Here is a 19176-nt window from a genome sequence, read left to right as displayed (position 1 = left end):
CACAATTTATTAGTTATGCAAATTAGGAAATTTTAATTAATTAACCAATTTTTTAAAATATTGACAATTGATTTTTTTATCTTATTGAAATAAAGAATGTTATGCGTGCATATAAAAATAAAAAACCTTAATCTAAACTGTTTAAATTAAGGTTTTTGAATTATTTTTTATAAATTATTGCTTATCAATCCATTTTTTAGCATTAACAAAGGCTTCATGCCATGGAGAAACTTCATCTTTTTGACCTCTATCTGGATAATGTGCCCAGTTCCAAGGGAAAGTTGAACGTTCAATGTGTGGCATCATAACCAAATGTCTTCCAGTAGTGTCACACATCATTGCTGTGTTAAAATCAGAACCATTAGGATTGGCAGGATAAGAATCGTAACCGTATTTACCTACAATGTTATACTTATCTTCACTGTAAGGTAAATTAAACTTTCCTTCACCATGAGAAACCCAAACTCCTAATGTTGTTCCTTCTAAAGTAGAAAGCATCACTGAATTGTTCTTTTGAACCGTTACCGATGTAAAAATACTTTCGTGTTTGTTTGAATTATTATGAAGCATTTTTCCATGTACTTCATGTTCTGGATTAATTAATTCTAATTCCATCCAAAGCTGACAACCGTTACAAATTCCAACAGAAAGAGTGTCTTCTCTTTTAAAGAAATTCTTTAAAGCCGTATTTGCTTTTTCGTTATATAAAAATGCTCCAGCCCAACCTTTAGCCGAACCTAATACATCTGAATTTGAAAATCCACCAACTGCTCCAATAAATTGAATGTCTTCTAATGTTTCGCGTCCTGAAATTAAATCAGTCATATGAACATCTTTAACATCAAAACCTGCTAAATACATTGCGTTTGCCATTTCACGTTCAGAATTACTTCCTTTTTCTCGAATAATAGCAGCTTTAGGTCTTGGTTTCGAATCATCAATTACTGGTGCTTTTCCTGTAAAATGAGACGGGAAAGTATAAGTTAAGGCTTGGTTTTTGTAATTTTCAAAACGTTCTTTTGCAGTTCCGTTTTTAGATTGTTTAGAATCTAATAGGAATGAAGTTTTAAACCAAATATCTCTGTATTTTGGAATATCTAATCCGCAAGGACCAAATTCTAGTCTTTCATCGTTTGTAACTGTTCCTAATTTATAAAAAGAAACGTTATTCTCTTTTAATCTATTTTCTAAAACAGCATCTTCTTTAGCTTGGAAAACAATTCCAATATTTTCAGCAAATAAATATTTAATAATATCTTTTTCTTCAAATACAGAGAAATCAATCTTCGCACCTAAATTTACATCGGCAAAACACATTTCTAATAATGTAGTAATTAATCCACCACTTCCTATATCATGTCCTGCAACAATTTGACGGTCTTTTATTAATTCTTGAATAGTATTGAATGCATTTTTAAAGAATGCAGCATCTTTTATAGTTGGGACTTCGTTTCCAATTTTATTCAATATTTGAGCAAATGAAGAACCACCTAATTTAAACTCATCTTGCGATAAATTGATATAGTAAATTGAACCACCGTCTTTTTGTAAAACAGGTTCCACAACTTTAGTAATATTGGTACAATTTCCAGCCGCTGAAATAATAACCGTTCCTGGAGCAATTACTTCATCATTTGGATATTTTTGCTTCATAGAAAGCGAATCTTTTCCTGTTGGGATATTGATTCCTAATTCCAATGCAAAATCAGAACAACCTTTAACTGCTTGGTACAATCGAGCATCTTCTCCTTCATTTTTACAAGCCCACATCCAGTTCGCTGAAAGCGATATACCTTTTAAATTGTCCTTAATTGGCGCCCAAATAATATTAGATAAAGCTTCTGCTATTGCAGTTCTACTTCCTGCAACGGGATCAACTAAAGCTGCAATAGGCGAGTGGCCGATAGATGTTGCTATACCTTCTTTACCATTAAAATCTAGTGCCATAACACCAACATTATTTAAAGGTAATTGTAATGGACCTGCACATTGTTGTTTGGCAACTTTACCACCAACACATCTGTCTACTTTATTAGTCAACCAATCTTTACAAGCTACTGCTTCTAATTGTAAAACTTGTTCTAAATAAGTCGAAATATTTTTTTTGTCGTACTCTAGATTAGAATATTTTCTTTGAATAGATGAATCTGTCATTATTGTTTTTGGAGAACTTCCGAAGAAATCTTCTAAAGCATAATCCATTGGTTTTGCACCTGTAGTTTTTGATTCAAAAGCAAAACGATGATCGTTAGTAACATCACCAACTTCATACATTGGAGAACGCTCTCTGTCTGCAATTCGTTGTAAAATGTCGATATCTTTTTTACCAATAACCAATCCCATTCTTTCTTGCGATTCGTTACCGATAATTTCTTTAGCGGAAAGAGTAGGGTCACCCACAGGTAATTTGTCTAAATCGATTAAACCTCCAGTTTCTTCTACAAGTTCAGTCAAACAATTTAAATGTCCGCCAGCACCATGATCGTGAATAGAAACAATAGGATTATTATCGCTTTCTACTAAACCACGAATAGCATTAGCAGCACGTTTTTGCATTTCTGGATTAGAACGTTGAATGGCATTTAATTCAATTCCTGAACTAAATTCACCAGTATCTGCAGAAGATACAGCAGCTCCACCCATTCCAATTCTATAATTTTCTCCACCAAGAATTACAATTTTATCTCCTTCTTGTGGTTTTTTCTTAATTGCTTGGTCTAATTTTCCGTAGCCAATTCCACCTGCTTGCATGATTACTTTATCGAAACCAAGTTTACGAGCATCTTCTTCATGTTCAAACGTAAGTATAGAACCAGTAATTAGTGGTTGACCAAATTTATTACCAAAATCTGAAGCTCCATTAGAAGCTTTGATTAAGATATCCATTGGAGTTTGATACAACCATTTACGTTCTTCCATTCCGTTTTCCCAAGGCTTGCCCTGAGCGGAGTCGAATGGGTCAGCTAAACGCGAATATGAAGTCATGTAAACAGCAGTTCCAGCTAAAGGTAAAGAACCTTGTCCACCTGCTAAACGATCGCGAATTTCTCCACCAGAACCCGTTGCGGCACCGTTAAAAGGCTCAACAGTTGTAGGGAAATTATGTGTTTCTGCTTTTAATGAAATTACCGAATCAAAGTCTTTCTTTTCGTAAAAATCAGGTTTGTCAGCGCTTTTAGGAGCAAATTGTTCTACTCTTGGTCCTTTTACAAAAGCTACATTATCCTTATAAGCAGAAACAATATCGTTAGGATTGGTTTCCGATGTTTTTCTAATTAATTTAAATAAAGAAGTTGGCATTTCTTCTCCATCAATTATAAATGTTCCGTTGAAGATTTTATGACGACAATGTTCTGAATTGGCCTGTGAGAAAGCAAATATTTCAGAATCAGTTAATTTTCTACCTAATTTGGTAGCTAAATTATTTAAATATTCAACTTCTTCTTCGTTTAATGCTAAACCTTCAGATGTATTATATGCAGCAATATCATCAATATCAAGAATTGCTTCTGGTTGCACATTAATCGTGTAAATATCCTGATTTAATTCAGTATATTTTTGAGAAATCATTGGATCAAAATCTTTAAAATCTGATGAGCAAGTTTCAAATTCTTCAATTCTAATAATTCCAGAAATACCCATATTTTGAGTAATTTCAACAGCATTTGTACTCCAAGGTGTTATCATTGCTGAACGTGGTCCAACAAAAAAATCCGTAAGTACGGATTTTTCTATTTTATGAGCGCTACCAAAAAGCCAATTTAATTTGTTGATGTCTTCTGCTGTAAATTCGTTTTGCGACTGAACTGCAAAAACCTTGTTGGTTTTGTTCCCGAAGAAATGAATCATTGTATGTAGTTGTTTTGTGTTGTTGTTTTTAAAGTGCAAATTTATTCTAAAAAGTTAGAAGTTCAAAGTTTTAGTAGTGTATAAAAATAAAAAAGCTGTTCTTTTTCTGAACAGCTTTATGTTTTATACTTTTATAAGGGAATTATTTTCTTCTTTTTGAAAGAATTTCCATGTTTTTAAACTCAGTTCCATCTGCATTTATGTCAAACATTTCCATTTTTTGGTTGTCAGCATCAATATAAGTAATAACTTCTTTTATGCTTTTTTCTTTTCCAGTTACTGGGTCAACCATTTTTCCGTTAAAGGTTATTGATTTAGTTGCTTCGTCATATTGGCCACGAGAAACCAATAAACCTGTTCCCATATTATCTGCCCAAGTTGCAATATATTCTTTAGAAGCATTGTCATAAGCTGTCATACCACGGCCTTCAAAAGCCATTCCAAACATATTGCCTTTATAAATACCTTCTTGATATTTTCCATCTAAAATCATTTTGTATGTTGCAACAGAAGTTGCTTTTTGAGGTTCAGGATTTCCTTCCATCCAAAAAGTCATATCTGCATCCCAAGTTCCTGTATCTTTTGCAAGCATTTCATGTGCTTTAGTTGGAGTTGCGTAATCTGCCCAAGCTTTTGCAACAGCTGCAGAGTCTGGAGTTACTTCGGCTATTTCGGTAGTCTCGGTTGTAACTTCTGGTGTAGTTGCTTCAACTTTTGCTTCTTCTTTTTTACAAGAAATAATACTCATAGATACTATAAGTAGTGATAAAGTTATTTTTTTCATATTGGTTTGGTTTAAGTTATTAATTTGGAAAAACAATGAAATTGTAAGCTCCAATGTCGTATCCATTAGTAGTATTTCTAGGTTTGTCTAAAATATCATTAAAGGTAGAGTAGGTTGAATTAGCCATTCCTTTTGCAGCTGAATCTTCGCCAATAATTAGCTCATTACTATCTGTATTAAAAAAATCAGGTTTATTAATTGTAGAGTTTGTTGCTATAATACAATTTGTATAATTTGTTCCAGTAAATTGGTATTCAGGGTGAGTTGAAAATTGATTGCTAAAATCGGCAAACTTAATAAGACAATTATCAAATTGATATTCAAATGTAGAACCTTCTTTATTTAAAGAAAGAGCCAAATTTGTTGAACCATAAATTATACAGTTTCTAAAATTGGCTTTCGTTAGTGCATAAATTGCACTTCCATCATAATCGTCAATTAATACAGCAGTTTGACTTGGGGTTGACCAATAATTAGCAAATGTACAATGTGTAAATTCATATGAACCTCCAAAAGAACATGCCAAGCTGGTTTCGCCACAATTGTTAATTGCAATGTTTCTTCCTGTTATATTTCCTGTTCGTGCTAATAAACCAACATTACTACAGTTATAAATTTGAACATTGGTTAAATCTAAAGTTGGAGTAGTAGTTCCGTCATTTCCAGAAACTAACATTCCAACAGTAGCATTTTTAATTGTTAAATTTGTAATTGAGTTATTAGTACTTCCTTGAGTAAACCAAACGGTTCCCCATTGTCCTGGAACATCAGTATAAGATGGTTCTAAACGATCACTTTCAAAAATCACTTCATTTTCTAAATCGTCAGTTAAAGAAGTTGTTCCGTTTACTTGTAAAGAAGCAGTATTTGCAACAATTATTCCAGATTCGGCATGAAAATGTGCTCTAACTCCAGCGTCAACAATAAGCGTGCTTGCAGGCGGAACAGCTGCGTAGCCATAAATTACATAAGGTTTAGTGTTAGTCCAATGTAATTCATCTCCGTTTAGTGGGTCGGCAGGGTCAAGGTAAAATCCGTAAATTTCATCATCACCAATTGGTAAAGTTTCTGTTGTTCCGTTACTAAATTTTTTTGGATATAAAAAAATTGCATCTTGAACCAAGGTTACTAATTCTACTTTTTGAAAATTTAAATCTGTTCCAAATTCAATATGGTCAGTATATAAAAAAGTAGTTTCGGAATTAACATAATCATTATAGTCAATAGTAGTTTCAATAAAAATGAACATACTATCTTTAGCAAGTAATTCAACGTTATTAAATACTTTACCGGGCATTCCGTCAACCATTAATCGGTATTTAGAATTTTCTTTTTCGCCTAATTGAATATTAGGAATAGAAATGTTTTTATTACTTCTGTTATAAACTTTTAATGTATATGTTGAAGAACCTATATTGGTAAATACAGTATCTAAATAAACCGTGTCTTTTGAGAAACCTAGACGACCTGTACTAGGTTCAAAATCAAAATCAGAACGGCAAGAACATATGGTTAATATGACTAATGAACATAATAAAAGGTATTTTCTCATGTAATAAATCTTTTCGTAAATGTACTATTTTTTGAAATATAAACGCTAAGATAAGTGTTTTTAGTATAGCTAAAAAACGTTTTGAAATTTGTATTTTTGCTTAAAATTGGAGAAATGGATAAAATTAAAACTTTAAAATTTTTTAACGATTGGTGTAAAAATACACTAATGGAAACTTTATCGATTGAATTTATTGATGTAGGAGAAGACTTTTTAACTGCAAAAATGCCAGTTGATTCAAGAGTTCATCAACCAATGGGATTATTACACGGTGGAGCATCTGTAGCTTTAGCTGAAAGTGTTGGTAGTTCTGCAACCATGCTTTTTTTAGATCCAGAAAAATTTGAAGTCAGAGGAATTGAAATTAGCGCCAATCATTTAAAAAGTAAAAGAGCAGGAACTGTTTTTGCAACGGCTAAAATTATTCATAAGGGAAGAAGTTTGCATTTATGGGAAATAAGAATTGTAGACGAACAAGATCAATTAATTTCTTTATGCAAATTGACCAATATGGTTTTACCTAAAAGAAAAGTAAATGATTAATTTATTTGAAAAAATAAAAACTCATAAAGCGCAAAATTTACCTTTTGTAATTTATTCGAAGCCAAATTCTGATAAAACTATTGGACTTTTTCAAAAGAATAGTCAACTTTATAAATTAGATGATTTTCAAGCGAAAGGTTTTGTGTTTGCTCCATTTCATGATGATTTTATTCCTTTCATTCCAAAAGATTTTTCGGAAGTAATAATTGAAAATAATTATTATCTAGAAAATGATTTAAAAAAAACAACTATTTCTACTCAAGATGATTCATTTCAAAAAGAGCAATTTGAACAATTAGTTGAAAAAGCTATTCAAAATATAAATTTAGGTTTAACTGAAAAAATTGTAGTTTCAAGAAAAGAATCAGTTTCAATTGATTTGTTTGATATTGAATTTTCGTTCAAAAAAATGCTTTCGTCATACAAGTCGGCTTTTAAATATTGCTTTTTTCATCCTAAAGTTGGAATGTGGATGGGAGCAACACCTGAACAATTTCTTAAAATTGAAAATAATACTTTAAAAACAGTTGCTCTTGCAGGAACTAGGTTGTTAACTGAAAATGATAATTGGGAAAAAAAAGAAGTAAAAGAACAACAATTTGTAACTGATTTTATTGTTTCAAATATTGCAGAATATGTTGATAAAGTTGAAGTGTCAAAACCATACACAGTAAAAGCTGGAAATATTGAACACATTAAAACCGATATTGAAGCCAAACTTAACTCTGAAAATGATTTAGAAGGATTAATAAATAAAATGCACCCAACACCAGCTGTTTGTGGACTTTCAAAAGATGCTGCTAAAGATTTTATTTTAAAAAATGAAAACTATAATCGAAAGTATTATAGTGGATTTCTTGGAGAATTGAATTTTTGTTTTGAAACAAATCAATCGTTATTGTCTGATTTATTTGTAAATTTGAGATGTATGGAAATAACAGAGACAACTGCAGAAATATATATTGGTTGCGGAATTACTAAAGATAGTAATCCTGAAAAAGAGTATATTGAAACAAAAAATAAATCGGTAACGATGAAAAATATTTTAAATAAGTAATTATCTACATATGAAATTAGATATTTTAGCTTTTGGTGCTCATCCAGATGATGTAGAGTTAGGTGCAGCCGGAACTATAGCAAAAGAAGTTTCCTTGGGTAAAAAAGTGGGTATTATAGATTTAACTAGAGGAGAACTTGGAACTAGAGGAAGTGCAGAAATTAGAGATATTGAAGCTAAAAATGCTGCTGAAATACTTGGTGTTTCTATTCGTGAGAATTTACAATTTAGAGACGGTTTTTTTGTAAATGATGAAAAGCATCAACTCGAGATTATTAAAATAATTAGAAAATATAAGCCAGATATTGTTTTATGTAACGCTATTGATGATCGTCATATTGACCATGGAAAAGGAAGTAAATTAGTAAGTGATGCTTGTTTTTTATCAGGATTGCTAAAGATTGAAACTACTTTAGATGGAAAAAAGCAGCAACATTGGCGACCAAAACATGTTTATCATTACATTCAATGGAAAAATATTGAACCTGACTTTGTTGTTGATATAACTGGATACATGGACAATAAAGTAAGTTCTGTATTAGCTTATAGTTCTCAGTTTTATGATCCAAAATCTAAAGAACCTGTTACTCCAATTACTTCTAAAAACTTCCTAGATTCTATAAAATATCGTGCAGAAGATCTTGGAAGACTTGTTGGAGTAGATTTTGCAGAAGGTTTTACTACAGAAAGATATTTGGCAGTCAGTAGTTTAGATAATTTGAAGTAATTTTTTTAAAAAAATGTTTGCAAAGTAGAACTTTTGCCTTATATTTGCACCCGTTAAACAAATGGTGATTGTAGCTCAGCTGGTTAGAGCATCGGTTTGTGGTACCGAGGGTCGCCGGTTCGAACCCGGTCATTCACCCTAAATAACGCAAAAGCGCTGAATTTATTCAGCGCTTTTTTTATTTTAAAATCGTTTGAATCAACATTACAATTCCAATTAATAAGATAAGTATTAATGATGTTTGCTTGAATCTCTCCTGAGGTATAAACTTTAAAATATATTTTCCAATATATGTCCCTACTAAACCAATAACAAACAGGAAAGGCACATAAATTAAATCATGTTCATGAATGTATCCGTTTTTAAAATAAACAATGGTTCTTGTAAAGTCAATTGAAAAATCTATTGCTGCAGATGTGGCAATAAAAACACTTTTTTCCAAATTAAAAGCAGCCATTGTAATTCCTCTTATTGCTCCACCAGTACCTAATAAACCCGCTGTAAATCCAGAAAGTGAACCGCCAATAATAGATTCTTTAAGTTCGGGTTTAACAATTAAATTTTTCTTAATTAAAAATAGTAAACTAAAAATGGTTAGAAAAAGACCTAAAAGAATTTCTAAAATATATGTTTTTAAGTAGTTTGATAATAAACCACCAATAATTACAAATACTACAGAAGGAACACCAATGTTTAAAAGCAGTTTTTTGTCTAACCCTTTTCTAAATAATGCAATTTTACTAATATTACTTGATAAATGAAATATAGCAGTTAATCCTAAAACGGACTGAAAATCAAAAAAAAAGCTTGCTATAGGTACAAAAAATACCGAAGAGCCAAAACCACCTACGGTTCCTGCAATTTCTGCAAGCATTGCGAGCAATAAAAAAAACAGACTAACTTTTTGAAACATGTTTTACTTTTTTCAAATATAGGCATAAAAAAACTCCTATTTTTAATTAGGAGTTCGTTCTCAAAACCAATATATATAATTTTATAATTTATTCATATTGTTAACTAATGTCTCAATAAATTTGCCAATAGGCCCTTTAATCATCATGGCCATCATTGGGTTAAATTCACCTTCAAAATCTAACTGAACTTCTGTTTTTTCACTTTCTAAAGTTACTAAATTTGCTGTTAATGTAAAAGGTAATTTGCTTGATGCCGCTCCTAAAACAATTTTTGAGTGAGGAATAGCTTCTTTTTTTACCAATTTAATTTCTGGCATTCCTTTTAAACCAAACTCGAAACAATTTTCATCAATTACTTCAAATTTAGCTATATTTTCCGGCATTAATTTTTCAAAGCTTTTCACATCAGTTAAAGCATTAAATAAATATTCAGCTGATTTTTCTACGGTTACTTTTGGACTTTCTAAATTCATAATTTTATTTTTTATTTTACTTCTACATTCCATGTAGATGGACTTATGCGCCATTCTTTTAAAGCATCAAACTCAGAATCATTTATATATTTTTTATGAACTGCTTGCTTTAACAAGTTATCATAATTGCTTAATGTAAATACATCTAAATTAGCTTCTTTTATTTTTTCTACAGATACATCAAAACCATAAGTAAAAATGGCTGCCATTCCTTTTACAACAGCTCCTTCATTTCTTAAAGCTTCAACTGCTTGAAGGCTGCTTCCACCAGTACTTATTAAATCTTCCACCACAACTACTGATTGGCCTTTTTGTAAAAAACCTTCCACCTGATTTTGTCTTCCGTGCTTTTTTGCTTCCGGACGAACATATACAAATGGTAGTCCCATTGCTTCTGCAACAAGTATGCCAATGCCAATTGCGCCGGTTGCAACACCTGCAATTACATCTGGAGTCCCAAATTTTTCTTCAATATGTTTAGAAAATTCTTCTCTAATATAATTTCTTACCTCTGGAAATGAGAGAATTATACGATTATCACAATAAATTGGTGATTTCCAGCCCGAAGCCCAAGTAAAAGGATTTTTTGGATTTAATTTAATTGCGTTTATTTGTAAAAGCAATTCGGCTGTTTGTTCTGCTGTGTTGTTGTTAAAAACCATATTGCAAATGTATAAAGTTTTTGTAAACGATAGGTCACTTTTTTTGACAAATGAAGTTCAGAAGGAAACTGATTTTCAAATTTTCTTGCTTGAAAGTATCGATATTAAGAAGTTGATTGTGAAAATGTATCAAAATAAAATTCATAATGTTTTTTTATATCACCCTGATGAAAAACTGATTATGAAGACGTTAAAAGCAAAAATTCCAGTAGTTAAAGCAGGTGGAGGATTAGTTTATAATGCTAAAGGTGAAATTTTATTTATTTTCAGAAATGGTAAGTGGGATTTACCAAAAGGTGGAACAGAAAAAAATGAAACCATGGAGGAAACAGCTATGCGTGAAGTTGAAGAAGAAACAGGTGTTAGTTGTTTATCAATTTCTAAAAAACTTCAAAAAACGTATCATGTTTTTAAACGTAACGGTCGTTATAAACTAAAGCAAACATATTGGTATGAAATGCAATCTAATTTTGATGGAATCCCAGAAGGTCAAGCTGATGAAGGTATAGAAAAAGTAGAATGGATTCACCCAAAAGACATATCTAAAGTTTTAGAAAACTCTTATGAAAATATTAAGTTGTTGTTTGAAAATAGAGAAAAGTCAAAACAATGAAAGTATATTTAAATAAATTAGTCACTATAGAATTTTCAGATATAAAAGATTCTTATTCTGGTTTTTTATTAGATTTTAATGAAGATTGGGTTTTGCTTAGAAATAATCCAGTTGATTATGTAATTGATGGCTTTGTAATTTTAAGAAATAAAAATATAAAACATATTATTTATGATGAGAATAGTCAATTTAATGAAAAAGTAATTCGTTTAAAGAAAATTAAATTTACAAATGACTCAATAATTCCACTTTCTAGTTTAGAAAATATTTTATCATATTTGACAAATAAATACGGAATATTTCAAGTCGCTACTAAAAGAAGTAGTTCAGTTTATCTTGGTAGACTTTCTGAAATTGATGAAAATGAGTTTTTTATAGATTTTCTTAATATAAATGGTGTTTTTGATGGTGAAATATCTTTTAAAAATAAAAAAATTAGAGTAATTGAATTTGAAACAGACTACATCAATTCTTTAAAAACTTATTCAGATTCTTTATTATTTTGATTCTTTAACTCTATAAACAGGATATTGCAAATGTGCTTTTTCGTAATAAGGCGAATGTTTATAAATCCAGTCCAATTGCCAAGCTCCGCTTTCCGCAAAAGCTTTGTCTTGTGTTTTTTTAGCCTCAAATTCAGCTTTTAGTTTTGGGTCTTTATCCAATATTTCTTTAGCTAAATCTTCAAAAACATAAGCCGAAAAATATTCTTTTTGTTGCAAAATAGGATCAAAGAAATTCCAATTGAAATAACTATCAACTGCTTCAGGTTCTAAAGTTTCCATTAAATATTTTACACCAGCTTGTTGCGTATTTATCATTAAATCGCCTTTTCTAAACTGTACTTTTTTAGTAGATTTTACAACAACAGTATTATAATGTCCGTAATGTCCTTCGTATGGCGATTTTGAAGTTTCATAAGAAGCTATTTTATAACTTTCTACTTCAATTTCTGTATCTTTTGCTAACGGTTGCATTTCAATTCCATTCAATTTTAATAAATCAATAATTGGCCATTGCGATTTTGGAACTACATAAAAACTAGGAATTACAACTTCTTTAGTTGCTTTGTAATCATTATAAAACGGAATTTTTTTGGTAAAAGGTTGTTTTCTGTCGTAATACAAACGATCTTTTCCTGATACATCACTTGGTTTATAATCGCCTTTGAATCCTTTAAAATCAATGTAAGACACCTTAGATGAATCAATCTCCCATTGTAAAGGATAATTCATTCCGACTTTATAATTTTCTAAATTTTTAGTTTTTAATGCTTTAATTTTTAAATAATTAGTATCTACATAATTTATAGTACTTACCATATATTCATAGGTTACACGAACTCTATCTTTATAGGGTTTTAGCATGTGTGTTTCGGGAACCGAACCCAAAGAATTGAATAGGGTAGTGTAACCCGTTGCATAACGTGGCGAATCCATAAATTGCGCAAAACCATCATCTGGTTTATCACCATGTATATTTACGTAAGGCACACTTTCAATTTTCTTCTTTTTTAAATCTTGCATAATGGCTGGATGCATTTCTTCTTTATAAAATGTTCCTAAATCTCCGCCTAAACGTTGATGTTGTGTAGCAATGCAAGTAAAAGTATATTGATAATCGGCTCCGTTAGAAACGTGATTGTCAATAAACATATCTGGGTTTACCAAATGATATATTTCTTGGAAACTTCTTGAATTTTTAGAATCCGATTTTATAAAATCTCTATTCAAATCAAAATTTCTTGCATTTCCTCTAAACCCGTACGCTTCTGGTCCGTTTTGATTGGCTCTTGAAAATGAATTTCTATTCAAACTTCCACCAATATTATAAACTGGAATTACGACTATAATGGTATTTTTAGGTACTTTTATTTTTGAAGTTGCCAAATCGCGTAATAACATCATACTGGCATCAATTCCGTCTGGTTCACCCGGATGAATTCCATTATTGACTAAAATGACAGCTTTATTTTGTGTGTAATCGAAGTTTTTATTTTCTGAAAAAGTAACAATATGCAAAGGTTCACCACTATCGGTTAAACCCATTTCTTTCATTGAAATGGTTTCAAATGCATTGTCTAAAGTTGTATAATATGCAATACATTCTTCATAAGTAGTGGACTGATTGCCGTTTCCTTTTTCGTAAGGTGTTTTTAAATCTTGGGAAAAAGTTAACGATGAGATCAACAGAAGGAATAATATTTTTTTCATTGTAGCTAAATTCAATTTTAATATTTTTTTCTAAATTATTCACTTTTTTTAGGAAATAGAATATCCATATCAGATGACTTAATAAAGTTTATTAATTTCCCATTGATATCCCATTCTTTTAAAATATAACAATTAATGTCACCTATAATTTGACTAATTGATTTTATCATTCCATTTTCATAGTAATATATTCTTTCTGAATAACTGTCTTTTCTTATCCATAATAATTTTAATTTCCCAGAATCAAAATAAGTTCTAGTATAATGATATCCATTATCATCAAAAAGTACTAAAGTGTCATTATCTTTAACTTTATATTCTGCTGGTAAAAAATAACTTCTAGAATGTTTTAGTTCTCTTACACCTTTAGTATTATTAATTTTAAAAACTGGTTTTTTAATTTTTGGATTCTTAATTTTTAATTTATTAATAAAAACACAATCACAATCAGCAATATCCCTGTCTATGAAATCAAAATTAAAATTGAATAAAATGGTATCTTTTATTATAGAATAATCTATGATTTTTCCATTTGCGCAATTTTCAATATATTGAATTTCAATATATAAAGAATCTTTTTCAATATCAGAAGTAATAATACGTTGATTTACTCTCGTAATATACCCAATTGGTTCTTGACATTTTTCATTTGAATAAATTGGTTTTAAACCTTTATTTTGAGCAAAACTTATTGCAGAAAGGAATAGAAGTAAAAACGAAATGCTTTTCATAGTTTTTTAGTTATAATTTCAAAAGTAAATAAACTTATTTCATAATTCATAATTTTTAATTCATAATTGGGTTTATCTTTGCAGCATGAGTAGAAATCCACATTCCAATAATGTTCTTTTGAATTTAGGTATTCAAAGTTTAAACGAAATGCAAGAAGTAGCACAAAGCGCTATTTTGAATGAAAATAATGTATTGTTATTATCGCCAACAGGTTCAGGGAAAACTTTAGCTTTTTTATTGCCTATTCTTCAAATGTTAGAAGAAGATATAAAAGGAGTTCAATGTTTAATTTTAGTTCCATCGCGTGAACTAGGTTTACAAATTGAACAAGTTTGGAAAAAAATGGGCACACATTATAAAGTAAACATGTGTTATGGCGGACATAATATTGATACCGAAATTAATAATCTAAGCAATCCACCGGCTTTGTTAATAGGAACACCCGGACGTATTGCAGATCATTTAGACCGTGGAAGTTTTGAAACAGATAATGTAAAAACATACGTTTTAGACGAATTTGATAAATCGTTACAATTGGGTTTCCATGAAGAAATGAATTACATCATTGGAAAACTTTCAAAAGCCAATAAACGTGTTTTAGTTTCAGCAACTTCTGGTGTTGAAATTCCAAAATATACAAGAGTGGTTAATCCAGCGGTTTTAGATTTTATACAAGAAGATAAAGCCAATGAAAATTTAAATATGCGAATTGTCTTTTCGAAATCGAAAGATAAAATTGATTCGCTTTTTCAATTGATTTGTTCGTTAAAATCTGAATCGGCAATTGTATTTTGTAATCATAGAGAAGCAGTGGAACGTATTCACGATATGCTAACAGCTAAAGGAATTATTTCTACTTTTTATCATGGAGGTTTAGACCAAGACGAACGTGAACGCGCTCTGATTCAGTTTAGAAACGGAAGTGTTTCCTATTTAATCACGACCGATTTAGGAGCTCGTGGTTTAGATATTCCAGAAATGAATCACGTTATTCATTATCATTTACCGGCAAAAGAAGACGAATTTACACATAGAAATGGTCGTACAGCGCGTATGTTGGCAACCGGAACTGCTTATGTTCTTATTCATGAAACAGAAAAGAAATCCGATTATTTCGATTATGGAACAAGACGTTTAGATGTTTCTGATGCCAAATCATTACCAAAAGCACCTTTGTATCAAACACTTTATATAAGTGGCGGAAAGAAAAACAAGCTGAATAAAGTTGATATTTTAGGTTTCTTTTCTCAAAAAGGAGAATTGGAAAAAGGCGATATTGGATTAATTGAAGTAAAAGATTTTATTTCGTTTGTGGCTGTAAAATATTCTAAAGTAAAAGACTTACTTAACAATATTAAAGACCAAAAAATGAAAGGGAAGAAGTATAAAATTGAAGTGGCCCGAAAAGTAATGAAAAAAGTAGAAGAGGAAGAAGCGGAAACACATCCAAAATTTACTTCTCGTAAAGAAAATACTAGAAGATAGTTTACTAAAAAAGGCTCTGTAAATGCAGAGCCTTTTTTATGGTATTTTTTTAACGTTTTGATACTTGTGGCGGTTGCGTAAATTTTAGACAAAAGATTACAAGTACAAAACTCCTCGTGGAATTTTCGGAGACTCGAGCACTTTGTGCGAACTGGCGAAGCAAAATTCCGAACACACACCAAGCCTAGCAATTGCTACAAACGGCTGTTGTGCGTAGTATTAATTTTTCGTAAATGTCAAATAATCTGTTCCGCCATTCCCACCACTAACATCTTTTAGTTTTATTACAGTTGTAGATTTTTCAATAATTTCCCAATCATCTGTCAATTCTTCAAATTGTGCAGGTGAACTAAATGCAATATTAAAATCTAAATCACTTATGTTATCATCATTACTATTACTGTCAGTTACAGACCAAGTTCCACTATAGTTATTTGTTCCATTAGATGCAGTTAGTACGTTACTTGCTCCAAAAGTAAAATTGTAACCATTAAAATTAGTAGTTTCTTCGTGGTCAGTATCATAATAATATGTTATTCTCCAAGTTCCGTTATTTACAATATTAATAACATCATCGGGGTTGTTATTAGATGACGATGGGTTATCATCGCTACTACACATTGACGATGTTGTCAAAATAAATAGCATTGCTATTACAATACTAAATTTAATTTTTTTTAAGTTTTTCATAATTTTTGGTTTTTAATTGGTAGATAAATATTAACGTTTTTTTTGGCAAAATATTGCCTATAACGTTTTGCAGCTAAAAGAAGTGGCGACGAGCCAAAACCAAGCCAAAACAAATATAACGCAAACTTTTGAATTTTCGGAGAAAATTCGGAAGTATGCCCTTGCCTAAGCCATTACTTTTAACTGCTGTTAGCAGTAGCCTTTATTTCTCGTACTCTAAATTTATGAAGTTCGGAATTCTTTCGTCGTTTTTATTTTCCCAACTTTTTAACGTAAAATTTTCAATTTCGTTTTTTAAATCAAAATCTAGCTTCAGTTTTGTCTGTTCGCAAAAAGCTAAAATTGTTGCAAAACCTACAATTGTTGGATTTGTATCTGTTGCAATTCTACCTTCTACTTTTTTAATTTTTACTTTCCATTTTTCATTACTTTTTGAAAATGCAAATTCCAAACCATTCCTAACAGCTTTCTTCCAATTTTCATAACCTTTTAAAGGAATATTTTCTATGTCACCTTGCTTCGTCCAACCTTTTCCGCAATATTCTTCAATGATTTCATTTTGATTTTCATTTTTCATTATTTCAAGATTAATTATAGCAAAAAAAGGTTTCCCGTTTTTAACTTTCAATAATCTAAAATCTAAATTCTCATTAATCATTATCTTCTATTTTCGAAGGTTACTGCTAACGTCCCGCGGCTTGCATTTAGTGGCTTAGATGTCACCGAGCAATTGCAAATATAAACCAAACTTTGAGTTATCAGAGTATTTTCTAAAGAATCACGAAATTAAGCCATTGATGCAAACCGCTGTTATGTGTTCGGTTGTTATGAAACGAAATTGCCATTTTTAAGATTTTTTCAAGGTACTTTCACGCTTCTGCTTTTCAATTTTCCACTTCTCACTTTTCTGCTGACAAATTCCAAATTTCACGTTTCTGCTTTTCAAGTTTTCCCATTTTATCTATGTATTCAAACTTGATGTCCTCAACGAAAATATGATGACCATTTTTATTTAGTATCGTTTCAACATCACTTTTATTACGAACATTACTTCCATCAGTAACTTAAAAATAATTGTCGCTTAATTTACCATACGCATTTAGATAAGTATCTTGTGGAATGTCGATTTTGTATTAATTCTAGCACCTGCCACAAGCCACCGAAAACTACTGGAATAATAATTATTACACTAAGATATTCTTTGAGCCAATCTAGGATTGTTTTTATCCTATGATTCAAATGAACATTTTTTTCTTCAAGATGATGTGTGATATCCTCTGGTCCTCTAATCTCAAGGTCTTCTTCCATCGCCAACTTTTTTTTGTTTTATTAGAATTGCTAATTTACAGATTCATGATTGGAATCAATTTTGCCACGCAGACTGATTTCAAGTCCTTATTATAATTCGCTGGAGTTTTTAATGAATAAAGGGACGATAAAATATCGTCCCCTCATTCAATTAAATTGGATTCTTTTAATTAGAAAGTATGGTTGTTACCTTCTTAACATTTTGAAAATTTCTTCCATAATCAACAAGTGTAGCAAAGAACGAAGGTTTACTCTCGATATGCAATCGAGATTGTATCTTTGTAACCTTAACAATCTCACCAAATGACTTTATAGTGCTCATTCCCGACTTAAAAACCAATGTGTTTTCAGTTTCATTAATTATCCTCCATTTTGTCTCCTTTGACAGTTTTTTCTTTACCTCTGACAATTCGAATTCCTGCTGTAACATCGCTTGTTGATGAACAGAGAAATTCTTTTTTACTCCAGAACGCAAAGCTAATACATAATGAAACAGTAATAATAAACATGTAATCACACATGCGGGTACAATTATTGATTTTACAATATTTATTTCAGTAAAATCTCCGAATAATATGAAATTGTATACCAAAAATAGTACGGATATGGCTCCAATTCCTTTTAAGAAAATAATTAACAATGATTTCATATATAAAATTTAAGGATTAGTCAAAACATCCCAGAGTATAGCAACCCCAAACCCCTGTAGCACAGCCTCCTAAAAATCCAAGAGGTCCCCCCAAAGAGCCTGCAAGCATATTGACAACCATAGTTCCGCCACATGCTGTATCAAGTGACGGCTTTCCATTCGCACCCACAGGCGCACTATTTATGAATTGAAGAAAATCAAATGGTGCCGTCTCATCAAATAATTTGCGGTTCGTTTTAAAATTTTCAAATAGGGTCAACATCCCTGTTTTTTCAAATTCGGTGAAATCTGATTCGTTGACGTACTGGGCGAAAATGCTTGTAATATTAACAAGCTCATGAAATTCTGCTGTGGCATAGTAATAATCAACATATGCAAGCATGACATCTCTTTGTTCTGCTGGAATTACTTTATCGGTTACAAGGCCATTAAGCATCCCTACATAGTCACTTCCATACTTTTGAGTAATTTCATCTTGAAATGCAAATTGAGCACGAAGTTCATTTTCATCAAATGTACCTCTATAAAAATCTATGACAGCGTTTTGGTAATCTTCTTTCGAAATACCATATCGATTAGTTACGCTATTTTGATTTTCAAAATTAATCAAATCAGCATTTTGATTTAAGAAGCTTTCATAATCCTTTACAGTGTTCTCGTAATTTTTTTTAACGTTGGGATAAAATTTACGGGCAGCAATGTCTTGCTTTATTCTTGTTAATACATTTTTTTTACTGATTTTAGCAGAATCTGCATTATCATCATTATTACAGGCAATTGTTATGCCACCGAGAATCGTCATAATTAATATGATTGAAAGAATTTTCTTAATAAATTTGAAATTAATTTATTAATTAATAGCAGTCATACTTCGTTGTATCCAAACAATTAATAGGTATGACTGTTTTTTGTGGGCTATTTTAGC

Annotated in this window: 18 protein-coding genes and 1 tRNA gene; 7 read left to right on the top strand and 12 right to left on the bottom strand. The window is 30.8% G+C overall.

The window, feature by feature from the left end:
• Nucleotides 1-174: 174 nt before the first annotated feature.
• From purL to OLM55_RS11075, 3 genes are all read right to left on the bottom strand, one after another.
• Nucleotides 175-3849: a phosphoribosylformylglycinamidine synthase gene (gene purL, locus OLM55_RS11085; RefSeq protein WP_264558969.1), complete on the bottom strand. Its 3675-nt coding sequence runs from the start codon at nt 3847-3849 to the stop codon at nt 175-177.
• 142 nt (nt 3850-3991) lie between these two features.
• Nucleotides 3992-4633: a DUF1579 domain-containing protein gene (locus OLM55_RS11080; protein WP_264558968.1), complete on the bottom strand. Its 642-nt coding sequence runs from the start codon at nt 4631-4633 to the stop codon at nt 3992-3994.
• Between the two features lie 19 nt (nt 4634-4652).
• The gene (locus OLM55_RS11075) at nt 4653-6185 is read right to left on the bottom strand and encodes a hypothetical protein (RefSeq protein WP_264558967.1); all 1533 of its coding nucleotides are present in this window, start codon (nt 6183-6185) and stop codon (nt 4653-4655) included.
• A 114-nt stretch (nt 6186-6299) separates the two neighbouring features.
• Here OLM55_RS11075 and OLM55_RS11070 point away from each other — a divergent pair, with 114 nt between their 5' ends.
• The 4 genes from OLM55_RS11070 (at nt 6300) to OLM55_RS11055 (ending at nt 8651) form a co-directional block, all read left to right on the top strand.
• Entirely contained in the window at nt 6300-6728 is a 429-nt protein-coding gene (locus OLM55_RS11070) for a PaaI family thioesterase (protein ID WP_264558966.1), read from the top strand.
• The gene (locus OLM55_RS11065; protein ID WP_264558965.1) at nt 6721-7785 is read left to right on the top strand and encodes an isochorismate synthase; all 1065 of its coding nucleotides are present in this window, start codon (nt 6721-6723) and stop codon (nt 7783-7785) included. The genes OLM55_RS11070 and OLM55_RS11065 overlap by 8 nt, the downstream gene beginning before the upstream one ends.
• A 10-nt stretch (nt 7786-7795) precedes the next feature.
• Entirely contained in the window at nt 7796-8512 is a 717-nt protein-coding gene (gene bshB1, locus OLM55_RS11060) for a bacillithiol biosynthesis deacetylase BshB1 (protein WP_264558964.1), read from the top strand.
• A 63-nt stretch (nt 8513-8575) separates the two neighbouring features.
• A tRNA-His gene (locus OLM55_RS11055) sits at nt 8576-8651 on the top strand.
• Nucleotides 8652-8690: 39 nt separating this feature from the next.
• Here OLM55_RS11055 and OLM55_RS11050 read toward each other — a convergent pair.
• From OLM55_RS11050 to pyrE, 3 genes are all read right to left on the bottom strand, one after another.
• Nucleotides 8691-9425, bottom strand: coding sequence for a sulfite exporter TauE/SafE family protein (locus OLM55_RS11050; RefSeq protein WP_264558963.1), 735 nt, complete (start codon nt 9423-9425; stop codon nt 8691-8693).
• Between the two features lie 81 nt (nt 9426-9506).
• The gene (locus OLM55_RS11045; RefSeq protein ID WP_264558962.1) at nt 9507-9899 is read right to left on the bottom strand and encodes an SRPBCC family protein; all 393 of its coding nucleotides are present in this window, start codon (nt 9897-9899) and stop codon (nt 9507-9509) included.
• Nucleotides 9900-9910: 11 nt separating this feature from the next.
• Nucleotides 9911-10561 carry an orotate phosphoribosyltransferase gene (gene pyrE, locus OLM55_RS11040; protein ID WP_264558961.1) on the bottom strand — a complete coding sequence of 217 codons (651 nt, stop codon included), beginning with the start codon at nt 10559-10561 and terminating at the stop codon, nt 9911-9913.
• A gap of 7 nt (nt 10562-10568) precedes the next feature.
• Here pyrE and OLM55_RS11035 point away from each other — a divergent pair, with 7 nt between their 5' ends.
• On the top strand, nt 10569-11174 hold the full coding sequence (locus OLM55_RS11035) for an NUDIX hydrolase (protein ID WP_264558960.1): 606 nt from the start codon (nt 10569-10571) through the stop codon (nt 11172-11174).
• Nucleotides 11171-11680: a hypothetical protein gene (locus OLM55_RS11030; protein WP_264558959.1), complete on the top strand. Its 510-nt coding sequence runs from the start codon at nt 11171-11173 to the stop codon at nt 11678-11680. The genes OLM55_RS11035 and OLM55_RS11030 overlap by 4 nt, the downstream gene beginning before the upstream one ends.
• Here the strand turns inward: OLM55_RS11030 and OLM55_RS11025 are convergent.
• Both OLM55_RS11025 and OLM55_RS11020 read right to left on the bottom strand, forming a co-directional pair.
• Nucleotides 11672-13387 (bottom strand): M14 family zinc carboxypeptidase, encoded by a 1716-nt coding sequence (locus tag OLM55_RS11025; protein ID WP_264558958.1) that lies wholly within the window; start codon nt 13385-13387, stop codon nt 11672-11674. The two genes, OLM55_RS11030 and OLM55_RS11025, sit on opposite strands and share 9 nt — an antisense overlap.
• Nucleotides 13388-13422: 35 nt before the next feature.
• Nucleotides 13423-14118: a hypothetical protein gene (locus OLM55_RS11020; RefSeq protein WP_264558957.1), complete on the bottom strand. Its 696-nt coding sequence runs from the start codon at nt 14116-14118 to the stop codon at nt 13423-13425.
• An 85-nt stretch (nt 14119-14203) separates the two neighbouring features.
• Between OLM55_RS11020 and OLM55_RS11015 the strand changes: the two genes are divergently transcribed.
• Complete coding sequence (locus OLM55_RS11015; protein WP_264558956.1) at nt 14204-15604, top strand: DEAD/DEAH box helicase; 1401 nt, start codon at nt 14204-14206, stop codon at nt 15602-15604.
• 219 nt (nt 15605-15823) lie between these two features.
• On the opposite strand, the gene OLM55_RS11010 is transcribed toward OLM55_RS11015, so the two are convergent.
• From OLM55_RS11010 to OLM55_RS10995, 4 genes are all read right to left on the bottom strand, one after another.
• The gene (locus tag OLM55_RS11010) at nt 15824-16294 is read right to left on the bottom strand and encodes a hypothetical protein (protein ID WP_264558955.1); all 471 of its coding nucleotides are present in this window, start codon (nt 16292-16294) and stop codon (nt 15824-15826) included.
• 202 nt (nt 16295-16496) lie between these two features.
• On the bottom strand, nt 16497-16952 hold the full coding sequence (locus tag OLM55_RS11005; protein ID WP_264558954.1) for a hypothetical protein: 456 nt from the start codon (nt 16950-16952) through the stop codon (nt 16497-16499).
• An 816-nt stretch (nt 16953-17768) separates the two neighbouring features.
• Nucleotides 17769-18251, bottom strand: a complete 483-nt coding sequence (locus OLM55_RS11000; RefSeq protein WP_264558953.1) for a hypothetical protein — start codon at nt 18249-18251, stop codon at nt 17769-17771.
• A 16-nt stretch (nt 18252-18267) separates the two neighbouring features.
• Complete coding sequence (locus OLM55_RS10995) at nt 18268-19053, bottom strand: hypothetical protein (RefSeq protein WP_264558952.1); 786 nt, start codon at nt 19051-19053, stop codon at nt 18268-18270.
• Nucleotides 19054-19176: the final 123 nt, after the last annotated feature.

The organism is Flavobacterium sp. N2270 (assembly GCF_025947225.1).
GTDB lineage: Bacteria > Bacteroidota > Bacteroidia > Flavobacteriales > Flavobacteriaceae > Flavobacterium.
Note: the sequence above shows the minus strand (reverse complement) of the source record. Positions and strands in the feature narration are given on the sequence as shown.